The sequence below is a fragment of the Natrarchaeobaculum aegyptiacum genome, assembly GCF_002156705.1.
GTDB lineage: Archaea > Halobacteriota > Halobacteria > Halobacteriales > Natrialbaceae > Natrarchaeobaculum > Natrarchaeobaculum aegyptiacum.
Map to the genome: position 1 here is coordinate 330,147 of NZ_CP019893.1, position 23,213 is coordinate 353,359.

Genomic DNA, 23,213 nt, shown 5'->3' on the forward strand with positions numbered 1-23,213 from the left:
TGTTCGGGTTGGGCAAAACGTCTCTGGTCGGGTGGAGAGCGGTCAGCAACCAGGCGAAGCGTCGACATCCCGGGATCGGTTTTCTTTTTCCCTCGAGCACGAAAGAACCGCCATGGCGACGTTCGAGGTCGCAGACGGCGTGTACGGCATCGACACCGGACTGCTGGACGAGGGATTCACCGCGGTCTACCTGTTCGACGACGAGGAACCCACGCTCGTCGACACCGGCGCTCCCGCGACCGCAGACGCCGTCCTCGAGGGAATTCGCGACTGTGGTGTCGCGCCGGACTCGCTCGAGCACGTGATCTGCTCGCACGTCCACACCGACCACGCCGGCGGGGCCAGCACTATCCTCGAGGCTGCCCCCGATGCAGACGTCTACATCCACGAGTTGACCGCCTCGCATCTCGAGGATCCAGCAGCGCTGGTCGAGAGCAGCCGTCGTGCGATGGGCGAGCACTTCGAGGCGATGGGCGAACAGGAACCGGTCCCCGAAGAACGGATCGTCACCGTCCCCGACTCGGGTATCACCCTCGAGATCGGCGCGAACAGCCTCGAGTTGATCCACGCGCCGGGACACTCTCCCGACCATCTCGCGGTGTGGAATCCCGAACGCGACCTGCTGTTCGCCGCAGAGTGTATCGGACTCTACCTCGAGCCTGCAGACCGATTGCTCGCCCCCGGATCACCTCCGAACTTCGACGTCGACGACGTCCACGAGGCCATCTCTACCCTGCGGGCGCTCGAGCCCGAAACGATTGTCTTCCCCCACTTCGGGGTCTGGCCCCGCAACCCAGACGACGCGTTCGAGACGGCCGAAGAGACGCTCGAGACGTTCGACCGACGGGTGCTCGAGATCTACGAGGAGACCGGTTCGGTCGCAGAGACGATTGAGGTCGCTGCAGACGAACTCGTCGACACTGCCCCGCCCTACGACGAGCGACTCGAGGCGTTTCAGGCCGAACTCGTCACGAAGGGGTTCCTGCTGTCCCACGGTATCGAGGTGTAGGTGGGTCGAGAGTGGAAGCCGAAGCCATGAGCCCACGAATTCGTCTCGCCAGACCGGCGGACGCCGAGACAGTCCGGGCGATCTACGCGCCGTTCGTCGAGTCGACGCCAGTCTCGTTCGAACTCGAGGCGCCGTCTATGGCGGAGATGGCCGAACGGATCGAGACGACGCTCGAGCGGTTCCCGTGGCTGGTCTGCGAGACAGCGGACGGGACGATTCTGGGATACGCGGCGGCGAGTTCGCTTCGCTCCTACGGGGCGTTCGGGTGGACGGTCGAGCTGTCGGTCTACGTCGCCGAAGACGTCCGAAACGGGGGGATCGGGACGGCACTGTATACGTCGCTGCTCGAGGTTCTGCAACTGCAGGGGTACCGGAACGCCTACGCGGTGATGACGCTGCCGAACCCGGCGAGTGTCCGGTTACACGAGCGGGTGGGATTCGAACCGGTCGCCACCTTCCAGAACGTCGGCTACAAGGACGGCGAGTGGCACGACGTCCGGTGGTGGTTCCGACAGGTCGCACCCTGCGGCGACGATCCGGACCCACCGACGCCGCTTCCCGACCTCGTCGGCTCGCCAGCACTGGCACGAGCGCTCGAGGCTGGAACGGCGAGACTCGACGGATAACGCTGTCAATCCGTCGGTCAGGAGTAAGAGCGTGGGAGCAACTGTCTATCCAGAGTGAGTTCTCTCGCGTAGCCGAGCCGTACTCACGATACGGAGGCCTGTTACTCGAGCCCCATCTCAAGCACCTTCGAACGACACACCGCGAGGTCGTCGATACCCGGCAGGGATTCGCGGGGGTCCTCGAGCGTGCACTCGGCCACGTCGAAGATCACCCGCTCGCCCCGCTGGCGACAGCGCAGGTAGACGGGGACGATCTCGACGTCCGGCGGCACGCTTGCTGCGAGTGCGAGTACCGGATAGACGAGTTTGTGTTTCGCGAGCGACGCGCGGTCGCCCGTCTTCGCCTCGAGGACGAACAGCGTCCGCTTGCTTTCCCGGCGATCGACGAACAGCGTGTCGATCTCGACCTGCCCGTTCCGGTGGGTGATCGGCTCCTCGAGCGCGCTGTGGGGCCGAAACGGGAACGTGAATGTCGACCGGCCGGTCGCTGGCGGTGGAAGCGCGCCGGTGGTATCGAGCTCGAGAGCGTCCGCGAGCAGGCCCGACGCCAGCGCGAGGTTGACGAGCGAGGTCTCCGAGAGCCGTGGCAGCGACCGGAAGCTGACCAGCTGGTCGTCGTCGACCGGGCTCGAGAATCGCTCGACAGGCAGGTCGGCGAAGGTCACCTCGTCGCGGAGGAAGAACTCGTCAGCACCGTCGTCGCCCTCGACGAGCACGAACGCCGTCCCCGTCCCCTCGAGTGCCGACCCGGCGCGCAACACCATGACTCCGGCCTCGCGGAGTTCCGGTGCGAGGTCCGCGAGCGCGTCGACCGAGATGTACCGCGGCGTCCGTGGCGTGGCCTCGAGGTCGTGGCCCTCGACGTAGTCGCGAAAGGACACAGGGCCGAAAAGCGGGCGATCAGACCGCGACAGGTCGGCCAGTGCGGGTTCGAACACCATCGCTCGCGTTGGCATTCGCCGAGGACTACTTGACATCTCTGGCTCGAGGCGAATCGCCCGGATCCGAATCTCGATGGGGCAGCGGCGTCGGCCACCCGCCATCAGTGGCACAATGGAGTGCAGCGATCGCAGAATAATATATGCATACACAAAATATATTCAGTTGTAGCTCGATAGAGTCGGTAGTAATGGACTCAGAACAGCCACCGGACCGGCCCGACCTGACCAAGGAGTGGGCGGCCCAGAGCGAGAACCTGTCGACGAGAGAGCGCGTGTACGCGGTTGCGATTCAGTTGCACGTGCCGACGCGCGTGAGGACCGTCGCAGAACGAGCGGACGTCTCGCCCGAAACCGCTCGAGAGTACCTCCGGTGGTTCGCCGAAATCGGGCTCGTCACCCTCGAGGCGGAGTCACCCGACCTGTTCCGGCGAAACGAGGCGTACTTCGAGTGGCGACGTGTGCAGCGACTGCGGGCAAAACCGGCCGAGGAGTTGCGCCGGGAACTCGCCAGCCTGACCGATCGCGAACGGGACTACCAGGAACAGTTCGATGCCGACGCTCCTGATGACGTCGACGCGCTCGAGCACGCCGATTATGCAGATCTCGAGACGGTGTGGGAGGACCTTCAGGAGTGGCGAACGGTACGCAGACGGATTCATGAACTCGAGCAGGCACGACAGTCCCGAGAATCCGACGGAAACGCGCCCGCATCAGCCTGACGTGACATGGGTGGCGAAAAGACGCTGAACGAGACGCTCTTACGTATCGTCGCCGAGCGGCTCGGTTCACTCTCGATCGTCGACACAGTTCGGGTGTTTCCGTACGAGAAACCCGATGCCGTCGTCGCCGAATTCGTCGCCGACTACTATCCCGAGGACGTTCGTCGCGTCGAACTCGAGTGTCGTGTCTACACCAACGGCGACTTCTCGATCACGTACCGGGAGGTCAGATCCAGCACAGACTGGATGGCTCGATGGGACCGCCACGCCAACCCTCACAACAACCGGGACCACTACCACGAGCCACCGCGTGCCCGGACCGACGACGCCGTCGACGCGTCGTATCCGGACGACGTTCTCGAGGTCGTGTCCGTCGTGCTCTCAGATGTCGACGATCGACTTGGAGACGTCTGGGACGACACCCCAGCGGAGTGACCTACAGGAACTTCCCGTGTGACGCCCTCAATTCTTCTCAGCACCTCGAGCGAGTTACTCGAGGCCGAGGTCCTGTGCCATCGAGTTGCCGGCTCGTGGGACGCCCTTGACGGTGACCGTTTCGCCGTTCATGAACGAGGCCGCAGGGCTGACGAGGAACTGGACGACGTCGGCGATCTCTTCGGGGTGGCCGATCCGTCGATCGGTCTTCTCGCGGGGCGGCATGTCCTCGCTGTCGATCCCCAGCGTCTCGGCGACGCCGGGAGTTTGGATCAGCCCCGGCGCGACGCAGTTGACGCGGATACCGTCGCTGGCCCACTCGGTCGCGAGCGTCTCGGTCAGTCGGATGATGGCGGCTTTCGCGGCGCTATAGTGGCTCTCGCCGGGTGCGGCGTGCTGACCGTTGACCGACGAGAGCGTGATGATCGACCCGCCGTCGCCCTCGCGCATCACCTCGCCGGCGAGCTGGGCGCAGTGGACCGTACTGTTGAGGTTGAGGTCGATGATCGTCTTCCAGCCGTTCTCGGAGATGTCCTCGAAGGGCGCAACGAACTCCCCGCCGGCGTTGGCCACGAGGGCGTCGACGTCGCCGTATTCCTCTACCGTCGCGTCGACGAGCTCTTGAACCTGATCGCGCTCGCGGACGTTACACTCGAGAGCGAGCGCTTCGCCGTCTACGTCTGCATCGTTGATCGCCTCGGCGACCGGACCGACGCGGTCCATCGAGCGCGAACAGATCACGACGTTCGCGCCGCTTGCGGCGAGGGTCTCTGCGATTGCTTTCCCGATTCCCTGGCTGGCACCGGTGACGATCGCGGTCTGGCCCGCGACGTCGAAGTCTGGAACGTGCATCGATTCCTACTGGAGGCTGAACTATCATGAACGTTCCCGCTCGCTTCGTGCAGCGGGATTCGAAAACGGGCGGAGGTATCGACGGCCCGGCTCTCAGGGGCCGGCGTCGACCCGTAATTACTCCGTGACGACGATCGTGCCGACCATGCCGCCGTGGACGTGGGGTTCGCAGATGTAGACGTACTCACCGGGAACCTCGAAAGTGTGTTCGTAGGTCTCGCGGGGACCGATGCGGCCGCCGCGGGACTGGTGCCAGGCGTCGATCGCGGTTTCTTCGTCTTCGTAGCCACCGCTGGCGAAGTATTCGGCTCCCTCGGGAAGAGTCTCCTCGCGAGCAGTGACGGTATGATCCGCGGCGCTCGTGTTCTTCCAGACGACGGTTTCGCCGACCGTCACCTCGTAGGTCTCGGGGAGAAACTCCATCCTGCTCATCCCGATATCACACTCGTCGCCGTGACAGAATCGGTCGTCGCCGTTTCCGCTGCTGGAGCTATCGAGGACGGAGGTACAGCCAGCCAGACCGGCTGCCGTGGCGGACCCGACGGCGGCGAGGTACACACGCCGGTGCATACGCGTCGCTTGGGAGAGTCGGGATATAACGGGTGTGGTTCGTTCCACGATAAAACCGCTCGAGATGGTTCTCACTGGGCTGGAAAGCTGGGCTGGACGGACACACGTCACACGCCGGCTCGAGTGGACGTCTCGGCACTCGAAACGGACGATGCGCACCGCGCCACTGGCGACGGCTCGAGTGGTGGCGTCCGCGAAACGAAAACACGTAAGAGAGCCGGCCGCCGAATCCGGGAGTATGCTCCCGCGGTTCGTCGGTCGGCTCGGCGTCGCGGACGCGGTGACGATCGCGAACGCCGCTCTGGGGTTCGTCGCCGTCGTCGTCGCGTTCGTCGATATCGATCTTGCCGCCCGGCTCATCCTGCTGGCGGCCGTCGCGGACGGACTCGACGGCATCCTCGCGCGCCGCTACGGGGGGACCGACGCCGGCCCGTACCTCGACTCGCTGGCCGACGTGGCCTCTTTCGCCGTCGCGCCAGCGGTGCTCGCGTTCGTCGTCATCAGCGACGGCCTCGGAATCGGTTTCGACGTGGTGACGGGTGAACTCCTGCTCGTGACGGCCGTCTGCGCGCTGTTCGTCGCGATGGCGGTCGCCCGCCTCGGCCTCTACACCGCCTACGATACGGCGAGTGAGTACACCGAAGGCGTCCAGACGACACTCGCGGCGACGATCCTCGGAGCGGCCATCCTCGCCGGCGTGGCAGGTCCGTGGCTCGTCCTCGCGATCACCGCGGCGTTCTGTTACCTCATGGTCTCGACGATCCCCTATCCCGACCTGCTCGCCCGCGACGCCGGGATCATGGGCGTCGTCCACGTTCTCGCGATTCTCGTTCCCACCTTCGCCAACCGTTCCTTCCCGTTCGCGCTGCTCGTGCTCGGCCTTGCATACATGACGCTGTCTCCGTGGTTCTACTGGCGACCCGACGACGCGGCTGACGCGACCGAGGCCGAAACCGACGCAGAGACCACGGCGGAGAACACCTGAACAGCGGCCTACCGGTCCCCATGGTGGGGCTGGTAACAGTGGACGATCCGGCATGGAAACGCTTAGGACGCTGCTAACACCACAGTCGGGTATGTACGGAGTCACGCGTCGGCGTCGTCCAACTGGCTTCACAGGGAGGGACCACCCATGAGCGAGGACGACACAAACGGTGACGAAGACGAGTCGGGCACCCCGCCGGCCGACCTCGAGACCATCCGTGAGAACCTCACATCCGTCGAGAGCGACGTCGAGACGCTCGAAGGGGAACTCGAGGACGCCCAAACGGAAGACGACCTTGACGTCGTCGAAGCCGACCTCGAGGACGTTCGCGCTGACCTCGAGTCGATCGAGGTGCCAGAGCCGCCGGAACCCGACGAGGACGAAGACGAGGAGGAGGCCGAACCAGCTCCCGAGGAGGAACTCCAGGAGACCTACGACGACCTCGAGAGCGACCTCGACGATCTCGAGAGCGACCTCGAGGACCAGCGCGGCCCCTACGCCGAGGACGTCATCGGCGAGGTTTCGGGCGTCCGCTCGACCATCACGGGTGCTCGCTGGACCATCGAAGGCGACGAGGAACTGATCGCCGTCGTCGACGACTTCCTCGCCGAGGTCGGCGACCTCCTCGGGAGCGACCTGTCGGTCCCCGACGGTCTCGAGCCTGCCGAGGCTGCCGAACTTCGCGACGACGTCGACCTACCTGCCGACGGAGCGAGCGTCCCCGAGGGCCTCGATTCGGCCCTCGAGGACGCCGAGACTGCCGTCGAGGACGCCGACCTCGACGCCGACGACGACGCCGAGACGATCGCTGGCCTGCTCGAGGCCACCGACGACCTCGAGACCGGCGTCGACGAGTCGACCGAGTGGACGGACCTCGAGGTTCGCGAACAACTCCGCCGGGAGGGCTTCTACGACGTCCTCGACCACGTCAAGGACTTCCCGCCGGAGTGGCACGCCCTCAAGGTCCACGAGGCCGAGGGCAACGTCGACCAGATCCTGCTCGCCTACGACAGCCTCGATTCGGACTTCATGGAAGAACACTGCCTCGAGGCCCTCGAGCGACTGGCCCCCGAGGAAGCGATCGACCCCATGCTCCAGAAGGCCGGTCGCCGCGACACGGCCGCGATGACGATCCTCGGGAAGATCGGCGTCGACGACGAGGAGGTCGTCGACACCCTGCTCGACTACGTCGACTCGAACCGCGACCTCCAGCGACCGGCGCTGCGCGCGCTCGGCGAAATCGGAGCCGAGGAGGCCGTCCAGCCGATCGCCGACCAGCTCGTCGCCGACGACCCCGACGTGCGCTCGTGGGCAGCCCGCGCGCTCGGGCTGATCGGTGACACCCGCGCGATCGCCCCGCTCGCGGACGTCCTCGCCGACGACGAGGAAGACCGCGTTCGGGCCAGTGCCGCGTGGGCGCTCACCCAGATCGGCACCGCAGACGCCCTCGAGATCGTCGCCGACTACGCCGACGACCGGGCCTACCTCGTCCAGATCGAAGCCCGGAACGTCGACCTCGAGTCGGCGGCCTGATCCCGATCGCGATCGTCGATTCCTGCGTCCTCGTTCTGCCCGTCCTGACGTTTAAGTACGAACGAGCGGCCAGATCGGCCGATGGTGACCGGTCGAACCCGTCTTCGGCTCCGGCCCTGGCTCGCTCTCCTCGCGCTCACAGCGATCGCATCGGGTGGGCTCGTCTCGCCGGTCGCGGCAGAGACGCCGGCGGCAACTGCGGACGTCGATCCGGTCGCACACGGCGACTCACTCGCACACGAGGGCACTCGAGCCGACGCGGCCAACGTGACCGACTCGCCCGTCTGCCTCGAGCGCGTCCAGTCCGCCGGCTCTGCAGCTGACGCTCTCGAGTCGTCCAGCCAGCGTGACCCCCACATCGTCGAACTCTACCCCAATCCGACGACCCACGGCAACGTCGGCGAGTACGTCGCCCTCGAGGTCCCACCGGAGACCTCGCTCGCGAACTGGACGATCACCGACGGGCACACAACCGCCCGCTTCCCGAACGAGACCGTTTCCGGGACCGTCGCCGCGACCACCGACGCGGAGGAGACGAGCAGACTTACCGACCACTCGACCGTCGAACTTGAGGGAACGATCCGGCTGGCCGCCGACGGCGACGACATCGACGTTCGCGACGGCGACGGCGAGTCGATCGACGCGGTCGCCTACGACGACGCACCACTGGCCGAACGCTGGCACCGACTCGAGGCTGTCGAGGACGTCGAAACTGGGGCCGCCGCGACTGTCGACCCGCACGAACAGGGCGTCTGGGTTCCACAGGATGGTACCTGCGTCCCGGTCTCGAGCGCCGACGCGGGAGAGGCCACCGCGTTCGTCCTCCCCGACTCGCCGTCGATCCCTCGCGAGACGATCCGGGATGCCGACGATCGACTCCTGCTCGGGGGCTACACGATCACCGCCGAGACCGTCGCCGACGACCTGATCGCGGCGGCCGACCGCGGCGTCGAGGTGGCCGTCCTGCTCGAGTCGGGTCCCGTCGGCGGGACGCCCGAGACCAGCGAGCCAGTCCTCGAGCGGCTGGTCGATGCCGGCGTCGAGGTGCGTGCCCTCGGCGGCGAAGGTGCCCGATATCGCTTTCACCACCCGAAATACGCCGTCGCCGACGACACCGTCCTCGTGACGAGCGAGAACTGGAAACCGGGTGGCGTCGGCGGCCAGTCGAGTCGCGGCTGGGGTGTTCGAGTCACCGACGAGGCGCTGGCCGAAGACCTCGCGGCCGTCTTCCATGCCGACTTCGATGGGTGGGACACCCGGTCGGGGGACGAGTTCCTCGAGACGGCGACGTTCGTCGAGGAACAGGGCAACGCTCCGCCATGGGAAGACGACGCCGCTGACCGTCGGGAAGACCGACAGTTCCCCACCGAACACGACGCCGCGACCGTCTCGGTCGAGCAGGTCGACCTGCTCGTCGCCCCCGACAACGCCGAGCAAGCTACGCTCGAGTACATCGCCGGAGCCGACGACGAAATTTTGGTCAAACAGGCCTCGATCGCACCCGACGCGACCGTCCTCGCCGAAACCGTCGAGGCGGCCCGCCGCGGCGTCGACGTCCGCATCCTGCTCGATTCGACCTGGTACCACGAAGACGAGAACGACGCCCTTCGTGCCGACCTCGAGCGGACTGCCGATCGGGAGGACCTCCCGCTCGAGGTGGCGCTGGTCGAGGAGACCGACCGCTTCGAGAAGATCCACGCCAAGGGCGTTATCGTCGACCGCGAGGTGGCTCTCGTCGGGAGTGCAAACTGGAATCAGAACGCCTTCGAGAACAACCGCGAGGTGCTACTGGCAGTCCACGGCGAGGAACCGGCGACGTTCTACGCCGACGTCTTCGAGGCCGACTGGGACGGCGAGGGTGAGCCGTCCCCGTGGTCGATCCCGGTCACGCTGGTGCTCGCAGTGATCCTGGCGCTCGCCATCGCGGCCCTGATCGGCCATCGCTACCTCCGGTTTGGCGACGAACGAATTGTCGATCCGACGCTGCACGCTGGGTCGGACGACGGCACAGCACTCGAGTCGGACGCCTCCGTGGGTGTCGGCCACGGCCCCAGACCCGAACCGATCCCCGACGACGCGCCACCTCGTGGCAGACGCTCGAGAACAGTCGCGTCAGGACATCGGCCTCGAGAGGCGAGCGCGAGGGAGGATCCTGTTACGACCACTGCAGAATTCCCGGGACGGTTCGTCCCAGCGACGAGACAGTCCGACGCGGGCGAGCGCGACTCAGAAACAGACGGCGCTGACGGACGAACGGAAACAGGAACGGAAGACGACACAGGCGGACGAACGGAGCCCTAGAAAAGTCGACCGATCAGTCGGCCCGGCCACCGACCTCGAGGTGTTCACACTGGTCCTGTTCGGGGTCGAAACAGTCCGGGCACTCCCCGGGCCGGTCGATGATCGTGTCGAGGCGCTCTGCGACGGTGTCGTCGATGACGCTCTCGAGCGCGCGGGCTTCCTCGCGGTACTCTTCGACCTCGAGGACGTTCGCGAGGAAGCGCTCGATGATGCAGTAGGTCTGCAGGGCGTCGTGGGCGCGTTCGAGGCCCTCGTCGGTCAGGCTCGCGCCCTTGTACTTCTCGTGCTCGACGAGCCCGCGGTCTTCGAGTTTGCCGATCATCTCGTTGACGCTCGCCGGGCTGACCTCGAGGAGGTCTGCGAGCGTGCCGGTCGAGGCTGGCCCCTGTTCGATCCGCTGTGCGAGATAGATCGCCTTGAGGTACTGGTCTCCGGTGTTCATCGCTGCCCTCCGTCGGGTGTGGCCGCATCGGTCGTGTGTCGGTGCGCGTCAGCTCCCGTCTCGAGTGCTCTCGCGGCGGTCGTCCGAACGCCGATCATGCTCTGCGCTCCATGATGTCGGTGACGTCTTCGACGCCGTCTCGTTCTTCCTCACGAATCTCGGTCAGCGTCTCGAGCAGCCGATCCCGGTCGATCGCGAACTCGGCATCGGAGGCCTCGATCGCTTCGATCAGGTCGTCGTAGAACTTGTAGGCCGTCTCCTCGCTCGCCAGCTGGTCGTAGAGGACGCCGTCGGTGTCCGCCGGCGGGCCGTACTGGGCGTCGACGAGCTGGTTGATCTCCTCGTAGGGTACCGTCTCGGCGTCGAGGTCGTCGACCAGCGCCTCGAGTCGCTCCCGGTGGTCGGCCGATTCCTCGGCTGCCTCCTCGAGCAACTCCCGCACCTCCTCGTCGATCGCTGCCCGTTCGTCCGGCGACAGCGACTCGAGGTGGTGGGCGGCGCGTGACTCGACGAGCTCCTCCAGCACGACTCCGATCTGGAGGAGCCGTGCTAGCTGGTGGTCGCTCGAGACGCGCTGTCCCAGACTCATAGCTATCTGTGAGGGGCCTGATTACTTAACTTCAGGCATGTACGCGTCGCACTCGGCGGCCGAATCGGGTGTCGAGACCGATGCGGGAAAACAGGTAGCCGGCGCTACTCGCGCTGGCGCAGTCGCAAGGCGATCTGTTCCTCGAGATCCTCGCGGAGTTCGTCGACGGCGACTTCCTCGAGGACGGGCACGAAGAAGCCCTCGACGAGCATGTTCCGGGCCGAGCGCGGGTCGACGCCACGGGAGGTCATATAGAGCAGGTCCTCGGCGTCGATCTGGCCGACCGTCGCGGAGTGGCTGGCCTCGGTGTCGTGGTTGTTGATGATCAGCTTCGGGGAGGCGTCGGCCTCGCTCTCGTCGGAGAGCATGAGCGTGTTCTCACGCTGGTAGGAGCTGGTGTCCCAGGCCTCGCGGCCGACGTCCTGGACGCCCTCGTAGACCGAGCGGGCGACGTCGTCGGTGACGCCGCGGGTGACGAGGTCGGCGGTGGTGTGCTCGGCCTTGTGCCAGACTTTCGCGTCGATGTCGAAGTGCTGGTCGTTGTGGCCGTAGAAGGCGCCGACGATCTGCGTCTCCGAGGAGTCGCCGTTGAGCTCCGTCGAGACGCCGGACTTCGTCAGTTGTGTACCGAGGTTGGCCTCGACCCAGTTGATCGTCGCGTAGGTGTCGGCGTCGCCGCGTTTCATCGAGAAGTTGTAGGCCTCCTCCGAGAGGTTCTGGAGGCTGCCGTACTGGACGTGACTGTTCTCGCCGGCGACGACTTCGACGATGCCGCTGTAGTACTGCTCGTCCTGTTCGGCGCCGGTCGACTGGCGCTCTAAGATCGTCACCGAACTCGACTCCTCGGCGACGACGAGCGTGTAGTTGAACAGCGAGCGGGAGTTCTGTTCGGTGCGGATCGTCACGTCCTCGGCTGCGACACCCTCGGGGACGTAGACGACGGTCCCGGTGCTAAAGAGCGCGGTCGAGAGCGCCGTCAGGTAGTTCTCCTGCGGGTCGATGACGCTTCCGAAGTGCTCGCGGAGCAGGTCCTCGTGAGCGTCGACGGCCTCGCCCCACGACAGGACCTCGACTTCGTCGGGGCCGACCTGGTCTTTGTCCTCGGCGGCGTTCAGCGGGTCGACCAGCGACTCGAAGTCGAGGTCGTGGAGGTTCGTCCAGTCCCGACCCGGCGTCCGGATGACCGCGGGCATGTCCAGTTCGTCGAGCGCCTCGAGCGCCTCGAGACGGGTCTCGAGCAGCCACTCGGGCTCGTCGAGACCGTCGGAGATCTCGCGTACCTGTTCGTCCGTCAGATTGGCGTGTACCTGCGTCGTACTCATATTATCCGAGGCTCCCCTCCATCTCGAGTTCGATGAGGCGGTTGAGTTCGACCGCGTACTCGATCGGCAGTTCCTCCGTGATCGGCTCGATGAAGCCGGCGACGATCATCTTCTTGGCGTCGTCGTCGTCCAGTCCGCGAGACTGGAGGTAGAAGATGTCCTCGTCGCCGATCTTGCCGACGGTCGCCTCGTGGGCGACGTCGACTTTCGACTCCTCGATCTCCATGTACGGCATCGTGTCGCTGGTCGACTCGTTGTCGAACATCAGGGCGTCACACTCGACGGCGGTGCTCGAGTTCTCGGCGCCGTCGGCGATGTGGACGAGCCCGCGGTAGTTCGTTCGGCCGCCGTCCTTCGAGATCGACTTCGACTCGATGGTCGATTTCGTCTCAGGGGCGTTGTGGTAGACCTTCGCGCCGGTGTCGATGTCCTGACCCTCGCCAGCGAAGGCGATGGTGATGTGGGTGTCGGTCGCGCCGCGACCTTTGAGGATCGAACACGGGTAGAGCATGGTGGCTTTCGAGCCCATTGAGCCCGAAATCCACTCCATCGTCCCGTTCTCCTCGACGATGGCGCGCTTGGTGTTCAGGTTGTAGGTGTTACGCGACCAGTTCTGGACCGTCGAGTACTGGACGTGGGCGTCTTCTTTGACGAAGACCTCGACGCCCCCGCTGTGGAGGTTAAAGGCCGAGTACTTCGGGGCCGAACAGCCCTCGATGTAGTGGACCTCGCTGCCGGGTTCGGCGACGATGAGCGTGTGCTCGAACTGGCCCATCCCCTCGGTGTTCATGCGGAAGTACGCCTGGACCGGCATCTCGACCGTGACGTCCTCGGGGACGTAGACGAACGAGCCACCGGACCAGATCGCACCGTGGAGTGCGGCGAACTTGTTGTCGCTCGGGGGAACACAGGAGGTCATGAAGTACTCCTTGACGATTTCGGGGTGTTCCTGGACCGCGCGGTCCATGTTCATGAAGATGACCCCCTTCTCCTCCCACTGGTCTTTCATGTTCTGGTAGACGACCTCGGACTCGTACTGTGCGCCGACGCCCGAGAGCGCCTCTTTCTCGGCTTCCGGGATGCCGAGTTTGTCGAAGGTGTCTTTGATCTCCTCGGGGAGGTTCTCCCAGTCGTCGGTTCCCTCACGCAGTTCGACGTCAGGGCGAATGTAGGGGACGATCTTGTTGATGTCGACCTCCGAGAGGTCCGGCTGTCCGGGCCAGTCGGTGGGCATCGGCATCTCCTGGAACAGCTTCAGTGCACGCAGACGACGCTCGAGCATCCACTCGGGTTCGTCTTTGTCTTCGGACATGAGCCTGATCGTCTCCTCGTCCAGGCCCTTCTCCGCGGTGAGAGCGGCTTTGTGTTCGTTCTTGAACGAAAACCGGTCTTCGGTGTTTGTCGTTTTGAGGTGTTCTTGTTCGGAACTCATGATCTGTATACGGTGATGGTTACGGTCGTAGCTTCATATCCGTTTGGCTAGTCGAAACTGGTTACGCAGTGCCGTAGACCTCTTCGCGGACCCAGTCGTAGCCCTTGTCCTCGAGTTCGGCCGCCAGCGAGGCGTCGCCGCTCTTGACGATCTGACCGTCGAGCATGATGTGGACGTGGTCGGGCTCGACGTAGTCGAGGATGCGCTGGTAGTGGGTGATCTGGAGGATACCCGTACCGACGTTGTCGCGCAGGGCGTTGATGCCGTCCGAGACGTCCTGCAGCCGGTCGATGTCGAGTCCGGAGTCGATCTCGTCGAGTACGGCGACCGAGGGCTCCAAGATTGCGGCCTGAAGGACCTCGTTCTGTTTCTTCTCACCGCCGGAGAAGCCCGCGTTGAGGTAGCGCCGGGCGAACTTCTCGTCCATGTCGAGCTGTTCCATCTTCTCTTCGAGCAGCTCCTGGAACTCGGCGACGCCGACTTCGCCCTCGTCTGCGGGGCCTTCCATCGGCGACGTCTCGAAGCCTTCGTCTTCGTCTTCGTCCTCGTCGTCGCCCTCTTCGCCCTCGAAGAGCTCCTCGCGCTCTTCGATCTTGGCGTTGAGCGCCGTCCGAAGGAAGTTCATCATCGTGACGCCTTCGATCTCGGCGGGATACTGGAAGGCGAGGAAGACGCCGAGTGCGGCGCGCTCGTTGGGCTCGAGGTCGAGGAGGTTCCAGGTGCGCTGGTCCTCGTCGATCTCGAACTCGTCGCCGAACTCGTCTTCGTCGAGGTGGATCAGGACCTCGCCCTCGGTGACCTCGTAGGCCGGGTGGCCGGCGATGACCTTCGCGGTCGTCGACTTGCCGGATCCGTTGGGCCCCATCAGGGCGTGGATCTCACCCGTCTCGACCTCGAGATCGACACCCTCGAGGATCTTCTCACCGCCCTCCGCTACTTCCGCGTGCAGGTTGTTCAGTTCGAGACGTGCCATAGTACTCTGTCGCCTGAATGGTGGGTCGTCTGCCTGATAACGGTTTCGTATCCTGTTGGATACGGTCTCGATTAGCAAAGATTAGTTCGCGTTCTGGAAATGCAGACTTCCGTTGTTGGTACGATCTCGGCAGTCGACAAAAACTACCGCCGTATGGCGGGTTTCACATGAAACTGTCCAGACCCTTCTGTTCCTGACCGCTTTTGACCTCGTTCCAGGAGACGTCGAGCGCCTCGAGGATGCGCTCGATCGGTCCCTTGAGCGTCTTCTCGAGCATGGTATCGTAGTCGACTTCGAACGCGTCGGGAATCTGGTCTTCGTACTCGAAGCAGATGACGTCCGGGTCGCGTTTGAACGCGCCGTAGAGGGGGTCCGTCTGGGGATCGAATCCCTCCTCGTCTTCCATCCGTCGGAAAAACGAGGGGTCGACCCGGTCGAGGTAGAGCCGTTTTGGCTTGCTCCCGCGCTGGAAGTTCGTTCCGAGCAGGCGGTTGGCGTACTTCGCGCCACGGACCTGGGCAGTGTCCGTGTCGTAGTTGTTCAGCCGTTTGCCGATGCCGCCAGGGATGGCGATGTCCTCGAGACTGACCTCGCCGGCGAGGACTTCCTGAATGACCTCGTTGACGTAGTCTTTGGCGCCCTCGACGTCGCCGTCCTTGACGATCATCTCGATGACCTCGTGCTGGACGCGCTTGGTGATCGGCGCGATGTCCGAACGCTGGTACTCGAAACCGACGATGTCGATCGTATCGACGTCTTTGCCCTCTTTCCAGACGATGTGGCCAGCGTAGCGTTTCTTCGTGCCAGCCTGGAAGAATCGTCGGTAGAGCTTCTCGAACTCGATCTGGAAGCGGTGGTCCTCGGCGTTCAGGTCCTCCCGCGCGAAGTCGCCGTAGCGGTCGTTGATGTGATCTTCGATCTCGAAGGACTGCTCGATCGCCGCCTCGTTCGAGACGTCGGCGCCCAGCTCGAGCATGACCGAATCGGTATCACCGTACGTAACCTGATAGTTCAATTCGTTTGCAGCAGTTTCGGTAAATTCGATCACTTCGCGACCAGTGGCAGTGATTGCCGCTGCCGCTTCTTTGTCATAAAGACGAAATTGTTCCCATCCCGATACTCCGTACAACGAGTTCATGATGACCTTCACCGCACCCTGCTGGCGGTCGTACTGCTCGTACTCGGGCGTGCCGGGTTCGTGCTCGTTGCGCAGGGCCTTCTTCTCCTCGCGTTCGGCGAGCAGTTCCTCGATCATCTCGCGATTGACGCCGTCGGGCTTCTTCTGGAAGTGAGTTCCCGTGGGTGCGAGGTAGGTCTCGCCGTCGTACTCCTCGGGATCGACCTTCGTCTCCGGCGAGGCGTTGATCGTCACCATACACATCGGATACAGCGACTTCAGGTCGAGGACGGTGACGTTCTCCTTGACCCCCGTGATCGGGTCGAAGACGGCTCCACCCTCGTATTCCTCCCCACCTTCCTGCTGTCCTTTCGAGGGGAGCGCGAACCGCCCGTGGGCGACGTGCAAAACGTACATGTCCACCGCGTCGCCGGGTGTCGGGGCGTCCTCGAGTTTACAGCCGACGAACGAACGCACCTCGTCCCAGAAGGCGATGATTTCCTGCTGTCTGTCGAGTTCGACACAGAGTTCGACGTCCCGGAGGTTGTACTCGAGCAGTTTCGTGGGGTCGTCCTCCCAGAGGTCGCCGATCTTGCCAGCGTACCGTTCCTTGCCGACACCGAGTTCGGCCTCGCCGACGGCGTCGAGTCGGTAGGAGTCCAGTTCCGAGAAGACCATCCGCTGGTAGCCATACAGCAGGTCGAAGACGACCCGTCCCTTGATGTCGGGGCCGCCCCAGTTGCTCCGCCAGACCTCGTCGACCCGGGAGAGCCGGTCGATCGAGAGATCGTAATCGTGGTGAGGGCCGTCGAGTTCCTCGAGGCGGTCGAGGAAGTACGGCGCGTCGAAATCCTCAAAATTCCAACCTGTCAAAATATCTGGATCGGTCTCCTCGACGTACTCGAGGAAGGCCTGGAGCATCGCCTCCTCCTCTGTGAACGTGCGGACCTCGTGATCGATCGCTCCCTCGATGGGGTCGTACTCCTCGACCGCCCCGGGGATCTCGCCGTCACCTTCGGGGGCCTCGTAGAGCCACATCACGTACTCGTCGTCGTAAGAATCGTGACTGGTGAGACAGACGATCGGCTCCTCGCCGTCCTCCGGGAAGCCGTTCCGGTCGTCGACCTCGATGTCGAAGGTACAGATCCGGGGATCGGCGTCGACCTCGACGGGTTCGACTTCCTCGTGTGGTACCACGAGCGAGTCGTCCTCTGCGCGACGCTCGGGGACGCGGATGCCGCTGCGAACGTCCTTGTCGATCAGGAAGCGGTTCGGGAACAGGATGTCCGCTTCGTAATGCTGGAAGTCGTCACGAATCTGGCCGACGTCCCGCGGCGTCTGGCCGAAGATCTTCGTCAGCTTCTCCCCGCGGATGCTCTCGTAGGGCTCGCCGTCGCGACCGACCTCTCGGATACCCGTAATCCGGTCGTACTGCTCTTCGGGCGGTCGCTCGAGACTCTCGGTCGGCGCGTAAAAGTACGGGCGAAAGCCGACGACCTGCACGTGCTCGAGTTCGCCGTCGCCCGTCCGCCCGAAGACGTGTACGATCGGTTGTTCCTGATCTCCGTAGCCCGCGACCGTGTAGTCGACCTGCATCACGGCGAGTTCGAGTTCGCCGTCGGGATCTGGAAGGGTTTCCGCGACGACGTCTACCACCTCCGCAGCGTCGGTCCCGCCGTTGCCAGCGACGGCGATCGCCTCTTCGTCCGGCCTGTCGTCGCCCCCGGTAAACTCCGAGAGTCCGGTCTGGCCCGCCTCGGTCATGATACCGGGTGTTGGTGGGCGCCACTAAAAACCCCCACTGTCTCGCGTCGACCGGCAGGACCTGTCGCAGGTCGAGATCACCCGTCTTCTTTCACTTGCGGCCCGGACTTGCGTGAGCAACAAGACATATAATGTGGTAACACATAACACGACCATAGGTGATCGACGTGTCCACCCGAAACGACGAGGCAGACGGCAGCGAGCGTAGTTCGAGTACCGAGCCCGCCGGGACCGCGACGATCGAGTCCTACGAGACCGACGACGGGGTGGTCTTCTACGACGCCGAAAACCCGCTCGCCTGGGTCGAGACCTCGCGCGCGTTCGCCCTTTCAGATCTGGCCTGAGGGCGGACGAGGCCGCCTCGAGCGACGACTGGCCACCGTAACGCCAACCCTTTTGCCGTGGCTCACCGAGGCTCGAACGACGTGTTCGACCGGAACGAGGAGTCCCACGAAACCGACGCGGAGAAGGACCTGCGGGACCCGGAGAGCGACTCGCTTACGATACCGCGCGTCGACACCGAGGACGCGGGCGGGGGACTACACGAAGACTTCAGGTCCGAGTTCGACACCGAGTCACTCGAGGCACCGGACGTGGCACCCGATATCGACCCCGACACGAGCGACGTCCCGCCGGAACTCCTCAAGACGTTCTGGTCGATCGTTCTCGTCGTGAACGGAGCCGTCCTCGCGTACGCGCTGGGCCTCATGATCCTCGTCTTCTGGGGCGACGTCGAGCGCGGTCTCGCCCTCGTCGCTGGCGGCGTGATCCTCTCGGGATTTGCCTACAAACGGTACCGGAACTACCGGCGCTGGCGGGAGGAGGAGGGCGAAGACGAACGCGACGAGGACGGCGACGCAGACGCCACGGACGGCGAGTCCACCCCGACCACCGGCGACGAGGTCGACTCCGAATCGAACGACCGAGACGACGCGACGAACGACGACAGTCCCTGACCCATGCAACCCGTCGAAGACGACACCGGCAACCGCTACCTGCTGTGTAAACGCTCCACCGACTCGAGTCTCGTTCGCGACCCCGTCACCGGCACCGAACGGTACATCCCGAACGACCGCCTCGAGACGGTCGACGTCGAACCGCTCGAGGCGGCCGCCGGAGCCGTTCCCGCGCCGCTTCGGACACTCCTGACGAGCGTCCACGACGAGCCGACCCTCGGCCTGCTGTTCGAACTCGAGGCCCGCGGTCCACTGGCGGTGCGGACGATCCTCGGGGAAACGACGTTCTGCGAGAGCGACCTCAACGGCCGCCTGTCGGTGCTCGTCGCGGTCGGCCTGCTCGAGGAAGCTACCGTCGCGGGCGAACGTGGCTACGGCCTCACCGAAACCGGCGAGGCGGCACTCGAGACGCTTCGCGAGGGAATCGCCGACAACGAACACACCGGGGATCCAGCGTCTCGCGACTCCTGAGAACGGGTTCCGGCCGAAGACCCGATCGAACGGCCTATTCTGCGCCCAGTATCGCCGCTTCCGGGGGCTCGCCTCGCTCGAGCCGCGACCGGTTGGAGGTGGCGTCTTTCTCCACCCGAACCAGTGAGTCCGCGGCGCCGACGAGTTCCTCGTCGTGGCTGACGACGACGATCTGTTCGACCCCGAGGTCCCGCATCGACTCGACGAGTGCGACCAGCTGGGTGACGTGCCCGGAGTCCAGAAACACCGTGGGCTCGTCGAGGATCAGCGGCGGCATCGGCGCGGTTCCCTCGACTCCTTCCGCCAGCAGCCGGTAGATCGCACACCGCAGGCTGAGGTTGAACAGCGCCCGCTCGCCGCCCGAGAGCTGCTCGGGCTCGAGCGGTTCGCCGTCTTTCTGGTAAACCGTCAGCCGATAGTCACCGTCGAGTTCGATCCCGGCGTAGGAGTCGTTCTGGTAAACGAGGTCGAACGTCTCGTTGAGCAGTCGTTCGAGCGTCTCGACGTTGCGCTGGCGGAGTTCTGCGCGCAACTCGCCGTAGGTCGTCTGCAGAGTCTCTGCTTCCTCGTACAGCGATTCCAGTCGGTCCCGGCGTTCCTCGAGAACCTCGAGACGCTCACGCAGGCGTTCGAGTTCCTCGAGTTCGTTCTCGACTGCGCCGATGGCGTTCTGGAGGTTCGTCCGCTGGTCGTCGAGTTCCGCGAGTTTCTCGTCGACCTGCTCGATGTACTGCTCGGCGTTTTGCCTGTCCTCGCGTGCGGCGGTGACCCGATCCTCGTCGAACTCGGACTCGAGGTCGCGCTTGCGCTCGCGTTTTGCCGACAGCGTCTCGCGCCGTTCCTCGTTCATCGTCGCCCAGTCCTCGCGGCGCTCGCGGCGATTCTCGATCTGGTTCTCGAGGTCGGCCCGCTCGTCGTCGATCTCGGTGACCCGCCGCAACGACTCGAGGGCCTCCCTGACCCCACTGCGCTCGGTGTTGATCTCGCCGAGCGAGTTCCGGTGGGCGGCGACCTCCGCTTCGAGTTCGGCCGCTCGCTCGCGCTTTTCCTCGGCGTCGGCCTCGGCCTCGTCGGCGTCCTCGAGCAGGCGCTCGCGCTGGTTACGCCGGTCGGTGAGCGCCTCGCGTTTCTCGGCGAGCAGCTGGGCGACGTTCTCGCGGTTCTCCTCGAGTCGGTCGACCCGCCGTTCGGCCTCACGGAGCGTTTCCGCGCGCTCGATGCGCTCGTCCAGATCCTCGCGGCGATCTTCGAGTTCCGCGAGTCGATCCTCGAGGTCGGCCAGTTCCGCCCGGCGCTCGTCGAGCACGTCGACGTGCGGGGAGTCCTCGACCGGCTGGCCACACTCGGGACACTTGCCCTCCTCGAGCAGCCGTTCACCCTCCTCGATCGCGTTCTCGACGGTCTGGCGGTCTGCGATCACCGAATTGATCTCCTCGGCGAGTTCCTCGCGGTCGGCCTCGAGGCTCTCGAGGTGGGCAGCCGCCGCTCCAAACTCGATCGGTGCCTCCTCGAAACGAGCGCGTTCCGCCTCGATCTCGTCCTCGAGATCCTCGAGACTCGACTCCCGCGCTTCGATGTCCTCCTCGTCGCTCTCGAGGCGGTCTGCCAGTTGCTCGGCCTCTTCGCGAGCCGTGTCGGCCTGTGACTCGAGATCGGCTGCCGCCTCCTCGAGACGGTCGATCTCACCGCTCGTCTCGGTGATCGCGACCTTGACGTCCTCGAGGTCGTCTCGCAACGCCTCGTCACGAGCCTCGAGGTCGTCGATTCGCGCTTCGACGGCCTCGCGGTCGGCACCGTCGGCGAGGTCGACGTCGGCCAGCACCGCCTCGCGCTCGTCGGTGAGTTCCTCGCGGCGCCGGGTCAGTTCGCGGACCTCCTCGCTGGCGGCCTCGCGCTCGCGTTCGGTCTCTGCGATCTTCGAACGCAACTCCTCGATCTCTTCGTCGAGTCCCGCGATCTCCTCGCGAGTTTCCTCGTGGCGTTCGAGGACGTCTGCGGCCGTCTCGAGTGTCTGTCTGGCCTGCTCGCGCTGGGCCTCGTAGTGGTCGATCTCTTCACTGACCGAAGCGAGGCGAGACTCGAGGCCGTTGAGCCGTTCGTGGAGCTCTTTGTCCTCTTTCTGTTCGACCTGACTCGCGACGTCCTCCAGGACCTCGCGCTGGCCGTCGAGGACGGTCTTGACTCCGAGGCGGGCGTCGCTGGCCCGCTCGCGATAGTCCTCGAGTGCACCCAGTTGCAGGAGGTCGTCGATCATGTCCTGACGCTCACTCGGTGAGGCGTGGATCAGCTTGTTGACCTCGCCCTGACGGACGTACGCGCAGTTGACGAACGCATCGGCGTCCATCCGCAAGAGTTCGGCGACCTCGCGGCGGACGTCCCGGGCCCCCTCGATCGTCTCGGTAGGCGTCTCGAGGACGCATTTGGTCGTCGTCGCGCGGTCGCCCCGGAGTTTGAGTTCGCGTTCGATCCGGTAGTCGCGGCCGTCGTGGCTGAACCAGAGTTCGACGCCGCTCTCTTCCTCGCCGGTCGTGATCACGTCGTCTAACGTGCGGTCGTCCAGCGCCTTCGAGCCGTACAGCGCGAAGAAGACGGCCTCGAGCAGCGTCGACTTGCCGCTGCCGTTGACGCCGTGGACGACCGAGACGCCGCGCTCGAGTGAGAGGTCGGTCTCGCCGTAGCACTTGAAGTTCCGGAGGCGGACGCGATCGACTCTCACGCGAAATCACCCAGCGAGGCGTCGGCGGCGTCGTCTGTGGCCGGGTCGGACGCTGTGTCGTCGCCGTCCGTGGTCGGTTCGTGTGCCGTCTCGTCGCCCTCTGCGTCGGCTTCGGGCTCCCGGGCCGGATTCGCGTCGGTAGCAGGTTCCTGGGGTTCCGTCCCGTCGGCAGCGACTTCCGTGGGTCTCTCCTCCTCGACAGCAGGCTCCTCAGCGATACCGCCGCCGCTCGAGTCCTCGCGGCTCGAGTCGTCACCCGAAAGCTGGTCGGCCACCGTCGTCACGTCCTCGTCGTCGGGCGCACGCTCGGGTGCCGGTTCGAACGCCGAGACGTCGTCCTCGAGCAGGTCGCGGACGCGGCGCTCGACGGTCTCGCGGACGTTCGAGTCGGGGAGGTCGCCGTTCCGGACCGTGGTGTCGATCTCGCGGGCGGCGTCGCTCAGCCCGAGGTCGCGGACGCGTTCGCGAACCGCGTCGTCGGGGTCTGCGAAGCTGACGGCGACCTCCTCGTCCTCGTCGGGGAGGTCCCGGCGGTCGTTGACCCGGGCGACGAGCGCGCCGCGGTCGACGGCCAGCGCTTCGATCGCCGCGGGCGTGATCGGCCGGCCCTCACCCTCGATGGTGACGATCACGACGGCGTCTTCGAGGTCGTACTCCCGGACCCGTTCCTGGACGCGGTCGACGCCCTCGTCGGACGCTAACTCGACGTCGACGAAGACGAACTCGCGGGTATCGGGGAGGCCACGGCGGGTGATGGCGACCTCGTCGTCGAAGGTGACGAGGTTGTACCCGCGGGGATCGCGTTCGCTCGCGCTCGCACGTTCGGTCGAGCCGCAGTAGGTGACCCAGGCGTCACACACCTCGGCGGTGTCGGCGGCGTGGTTGTCCCCCAGCAAGACGGCGTCGAAGTCGACGGTCGATTCGGTGAGCAGGCGTTCGGTGTCCCACTCGCCGTGGGGGAACGGTTCGAACAGCCCGTGGCTCACGAGGGCGGCGTGTTCGGCCTCCTCGGGGACGGGATCGAACTCGTACTCGAGGTCCCCGCGCCGCGATCGGGGGACGAAGTCGAGGCCGTAGAGGGCGACGTCGCCGACGAGGTGAGGTGAGCCGTCGAGGCGGGTGGCCAGTCCGAGGTCGGCAAAGAGGTCCAGCCACTGGGCGTCGCGTTTGCCCTCGTGGTTGCCGACGACGGCGAGAAAGGGGATCTCGGCGTCGGCGAGCGTCCGGAGGACGGCGACGGTACCCTGCAGGTCGACCAGACTCGGTCGACGGTCGTGAAACAGGTCGCCGGCGTGGACCACCGCGTCGACGTCGTCGGCGACGGCGTCTGCAGCGACGTTCTGGAACGCCTCGAGAAAATCCCGTCGGCGCGTGGGCGAGTTGTACTGTTGATAACCGATGTGGGTATCGCCCGTGTGAAGTACCCGGGTCATTGACGAGTCCTTCGCAAGCGGGACCTA

At 65.1% G+C, this 23,213-nt stretch carries 20 protein-coding genes and 1 pseudogene; 10 read left to right on the plus strand and 11 right to left on the minus strand.

Annotated elements, in window-relative coordinates:
* Window positions 1–112 precede the first annotated feature (112 nt).
* The gene (locus tag B1756_RS01695) at window positions 113–1,009 is read left to right on the plus strand and encodes an MBL fold metallo-hydrolase (RefSeq protein WP_086886980.1); all 897 of its coding nucleotides are present in this window, start codon (window positions 113–115) and stop codon (window positions 1,007–1,009) included.
* Window positions 1,010–1,035: 26 nt separating this feature from the next.
* Entirely contained in the window at window positions 1,036–1,635 is a 600-nt protein-coding gene (locus B1756_RS01700) for a GNAT family N-acetyltransferase (protein ID WP_086886981.1), read from the plus strand.
* Between the two features lie 101 nt (window positions 1,636–1,736).
* Here the strand turns inward: B1756_RS01700 and B1756_RS01705 are convergent, their stop codons facing one another.
* Window positions 1,737–2,591: a DUF6997 domain-containing protein gene (locus B1756_RS01705; protein WP_086886982.1), complete on the minus strand. Its 855-nt coding sequence runs from the start codon at window positions 2,589–2,591 to the stop codon at window positions 1,737–1,739.
* A gap of 173 nt (window positions 2,592–2,764) precedes the next feature.
* On the opposite strand from B1756_RS01705, the gene B1756_RS01710 reads away from it, so the two are divergent.
* Together B1756_RS01710 and B1756_RS01715 are read left to right on the plus strand one after the other, a co-directional pair.
* Window positions 2,765–3,295 carry a DUF7342 family protein gene (locus B1756_RS01710; protein ID WP_228434433.1) on the plus strand — a complete coding sequence of 177 codons (531 nt, stop codon included), beginning with the start codon at window positions 2,765–2,767 and terminating at the stop codon, window positions 3,293–3,295.
* A gap of 6 nt (window positions 3,296–3,301) precedes the next feature.
* Window positions 3,302–3,730 (plus strand): toxin-antitoxin system TumE family protein, encoded by a 429-nt coding sequence (locus B1756_RS01715; RefSeq protein WP_086886983.1) that lies wholly within the window; start codon window positions 3,302–3,304, stop codon window positions 3,728–3,730.
* Window positions 3,731–3,784: 54 nt separating this feature from the next.
* Here the strand turns inward: B1756_RS01715 and B1756_RS01720 are convergent, their stop codons facing one another.
* The gene (locus B1756_RS01720) at window positions 3,785–4,582 is read right to left on the minus strand and encodes an SDR family NAD(P)-dependent oxidoreductase (protein ID WP_086886984.1); all 798 of its coding nucleotides are present in this window, start codon (window positions 4,580–4,582) and stop codon (window positions 3,785–3,787) included.
* Window positions 4,583–4,699: 117 nt separating this feature from the next.
* On the minus strand, window positions 4,700–5,152 hold the full coding sequence (locus tag B1756_RS01725) for a cupredoxin domain-containing protein (protein WP_086886985.1): 453 nt from the start codon (window positions 5,150–5,152) through the stop codon (window positions 4,700–4,702).
* A 238-nt stretch (window positions 5,153–5,390) separates the two neighbouring features.
* Here B1756_RS01725 and B1756_RS01730 point away from each other — a divergent pair, with 238 nt between their 5' ends.
* The 3 genes and pseudogenes from B1756_RS01730 to B1756_RS01740 all read left to right on the plus strand — a co-directional run.
* Window positions 5,391–6,137: a protein sorting system archaetidylserine synthase gene (locus B1756_RS01730; RefSeq protein ID WP_086886986.1), complete on the plus strand. Its 747-nt coding sequence runs from the start codon at window positions 5,391–5,393 to the stop codon at window positions 6,135–6,137.
* A 147-nt stretch (window positions 6,138–6,284) separates the two neighbouring features.
* Window positions 6,285–7,670: a HEAT repeat domain-containing protein gene (locus B1756_RS01735; protein WP_086886987.1), complete on the plus strand. Its 1,386-nt coding sequence runs from the start codon at window positions 6,285–6,287 to the stop codon at window positions 7,668–7,670.
* 81 nt (window positions 7,671–7,751) lie between these two features.
* Window positions 7,752–9,635, plus strand: a pseudogene (locus B1756_RS01740) (phospholipase D-like domain-containing protein); the annotation flags it as partial.
* Between the two features lie 349 nt (window positions 9,636–9,984).
* Here B1756_RS01740 and B1756_RS01745 read toward each other — a convergent pair.
* From B1756_RS01745 to B1756_RS01770, 6 genes are all read right to left on the minus strand, one after another.
* Window positions 9,985–10,413 (minus strand): metal-dependent transcriptional regulator, encoded by a 429-nt coding sequence (locus B1756_RS01745; protein WP_086886989.1) that lies wholly within the window; start codon window positions 10,411–10,413, stop codon window positions 9,985–9,987.
* Window positions 10,414–10,507: 94 nt separating this feature from the next.
* Window positions 10,508–11,002 carry a rubrerythrin gene (locus B1756_RS01750; RefSeq protein WP_086886990.1) on the minus strand — a complete coding sequence of 165 codons (495 nt, stop codon included), beginning with the start codon at window positions 11,000–11,002 and terminating at the stop codon, window positions 10,508–10,510.
* A gap of 104 nt (window positions 11,003–11,106) precedes the next feature.
* Window positions 11,107–12,324 carry a Fe-S cluster assembly protein SufD gene (gene sufD, locus B1756_RS01755; RefSeq protein WP_086886991.1) on the minus strand — a complete coding sequence of 406 codons (1,218 nt, stop codon included), beginning with the start codon at window positions 12,322–12,324 and terminating at the stop codon, window positions 11,107–11,109.
* A 1-nt stretch (window position 12,325) separates the two neighbouring features.
* Entirely contained in the window at window positions 12,326–13,756 is a 1,431-nt protein-coding gene (gene sufB, locus B1756_RS01760) for a Fe-S cluster assembly protein SufB (protein WP_086886992.1), read from the minus strand.
* A 61-nt stretch (window positions 13,757–13,817) separates the two neighbouring features.
* Window positions 13,818–14,729 (minus strand): ABC transporter ATP-binding protein, encoded by a 912-nt coding sequence (locus B1756_RS01765; protein ID WP_086886993.1) that lies wholly within the window; start codon window positions 14,727–14,729, stop codon window positions 13,818–13,820.
* A 163-nt stretch (window positions 14,730–14,892) separates the two neighbouring features.
* Complete coding sequence (locus tag B1756_RS01770) at window positions 14,893–17,610, minus strand: DNA-directed DNA polymerase (protein ID WP_086886994.1); 2,718 nt, start codon at window positions 17,608–17,610, stop codon at window positions 14,893–14,895.
* Window positions 17,611–17,768: 158 nt separating this feature from the next.
* Between B1756_RS01770 and B1756_RS01775 the strand changes: the two genes are divergently transcribed.
* The 3 genes from B1756_RS01775 to B1756_RS01785 all read left to right on the plus strand — a co-directional run bounded on the left by B1756_RS01775 (window position 17,769) and on the right by B1756_RS01785 (window position 19,037).
* Window positions 17,769–17,954: a DUF7331 family protein gene (locus B1756_RS01775; protein ID WP_086886995.1), complete on the plus strand. Its 186-nt coding sequence runs from the start codon at window positions 17,769–17,771 to the stop codon at window positions 17,952–17,954.
* Window positions 17,955–18,035: 81 nt separating this feature from the next.
* Window positions 18,036–18,566, plus strand: a complete 531-nt coding sequence (locus B1756_RS01780) for a DUF7322 domain-containing protein (protein ID WP_152031246.1) — start codon at window positions 18,036–18,038, stop codon at window positions 18,564–18,566.
* A 3-nt stretch (window positions 18,567–18,569) separates the two neighbouring features.
* A complete protein-coding gene (locus B1756_RS01785; RefSeq protein WP_086886997.1) occupies window positions 18,570–19,037 on the plus strand; it encodes a DUF7346 family protein in 468 nt (155 codons plus the stop codon).
* A 34-nt stretch (window positions 19,038–19,071) separates the two neighbouring features.
* On the opposite strand, the gene rad50 is transcribed toward B1756_RS01785, so the two are convergent.
* Window positions 19,072–21,753 (minus strand): DNA double-strand break repair ATPase Rad50, encoded by a 2,682-nt coding sequence (rad50, locus tag B1756_RS01790; protein ID WP_086886998.1) that lies wholly within the window; start codon window positions 21,751–21,753, stop codon window positions 19,072–19,074.
* The gene (mre11, locus tag B1756_RS01795) at window positions 21,750–23,186 is read right to left on the minus strand and encodes a DNA double-strand break repair protein Mre11 (RefSeq protein ID WP_086886999.1); all 1,437 of its coding nucleotides are present in this window, start codon (window positions 23,184–23,186) and stop codon (window positions 21,750–21,752) included. Before mre11 ends, rad50 begins: the two co-directional genes overlap by 4 nt.
* Between the last annotated feature and the right edge of the window lie 27 nt (window positions 23,187–23,213).

Bases quoted from the DNA above. Each gene is read 5' to 3' on its own strand.
- B1756_RS01695 (WP_086886980.1), top strand. From the start codon at position 113: ATGGCGACGTTCGAGGTCGCAGACGGCGTGTACGGCATCGACACCGGA.
- B1756_RS01700 (WP_086886981.1), top strand. From the start codon at position 1,036: ATGAGCCCACGAATTCGTCTCGCCAGACCGGCGGACGCCGAGACAGTC.
- B1756_RS01705 (WP_086886982.1), bottom strand. From the start codon at position 2,591: ATGCCAACGCGAGCGATGGTGTTCGAACCCGCACTGGCCGACCTGTCG.
- B1756_RS01710 (WP_228434433.1), top strand. From the start codon at position 2,765: ATGGACTCAGAACAGCCACCGGACCGGCCCGACCTGACCAAGGAGTGG.
- B1756_RS01715 (WP_086886983.1), top strand. From the start codon at position 3,302: ATGGGTGGCGAAAAGACGCTGAACGAGACGCTCTTACGTATCGTCGCC.
- B1756_RS01720 (WP_086886984.1), bottom strand. From the start codon at position 4,582: ATGCACGTTCCAGACTTCGACGTCGCGGGCCAGACCGCGATCGTCACC.
- B1756_RS01725 (WP_086886985.1), bottom strand. From the start codon at position 5,152: ATGCACCGGCGTGTGTACCTCGCCGCCGTCGGGTCCGCCACGGCAGCC.
- B1756_RS01730 (WP_086886986.1), top strand. From the start codon at position 5,391: ATGCTCCCGCGGTTCGTCGGTCGGCTCGGCGTCGCGGACGCGGTGACG.
- B1756_RS01735 (WP_086886987.1), top strand. From the start codon at position 6,285: ATGAGCGAGGACGACACAAACGGTGACGAAGACGAGTCGGGCACCCCG.
- B1756_RS01745 (WP_086886989.1), bottom strand. From the start codon at position 10,413: ATGAACACCGGAGACCAGTACCTCAAGGCGATCTATCTCGCACAGCGG.
- B1756_RS01750 (WP_086886990.1), bottom strand. From the start codon at position 11,002: ATGAGTCTGGGACAGCGCGTCTCGAGCGACCACCAGCTAGCACGGCTC.
- sufD (WP_086886991.1), bottom strand. From the start codon at position 12,324: ATGAGTACGACGCAGGTACACGCCAATCTGACGGACGAACAGGTACGC.
- sufB (WP_086886992.1), bottom strand. From the start codon at position 13,756: ATGAGTTCCGAACAAGAACACCTCAAAACGACAAACACCGAAGACCGG.
- B1756_RS01765 (WP_086886993.1), bottom strand. From the start codon at position 14,729: ATGGCACGTCTCGAACTGAACAACCTGCACGCGGAAGTAGCGGAGGGC.
- B1756_RS01770 (WP_086886994.1), bottom strand. From the start codon at position 17,610: ATGACCGAGGCGGGCCAGACCGGACTCTCGGAGTTTACCGGGGGCGAC.
- B1756_RS01785 (WP_086886997.1), top strand. From the start codon at position 18,570: ATGCAACCCGTCGAAGACGACACCGGCAACCGCTACCTGCTGTGTAAA.
- mre11 (WP_086886999.1), bottom strand. From the start codon at position 23,186: ATGACCCGGGTACTTCACACGGGCGATACCCACATCGGTTATCAACAG.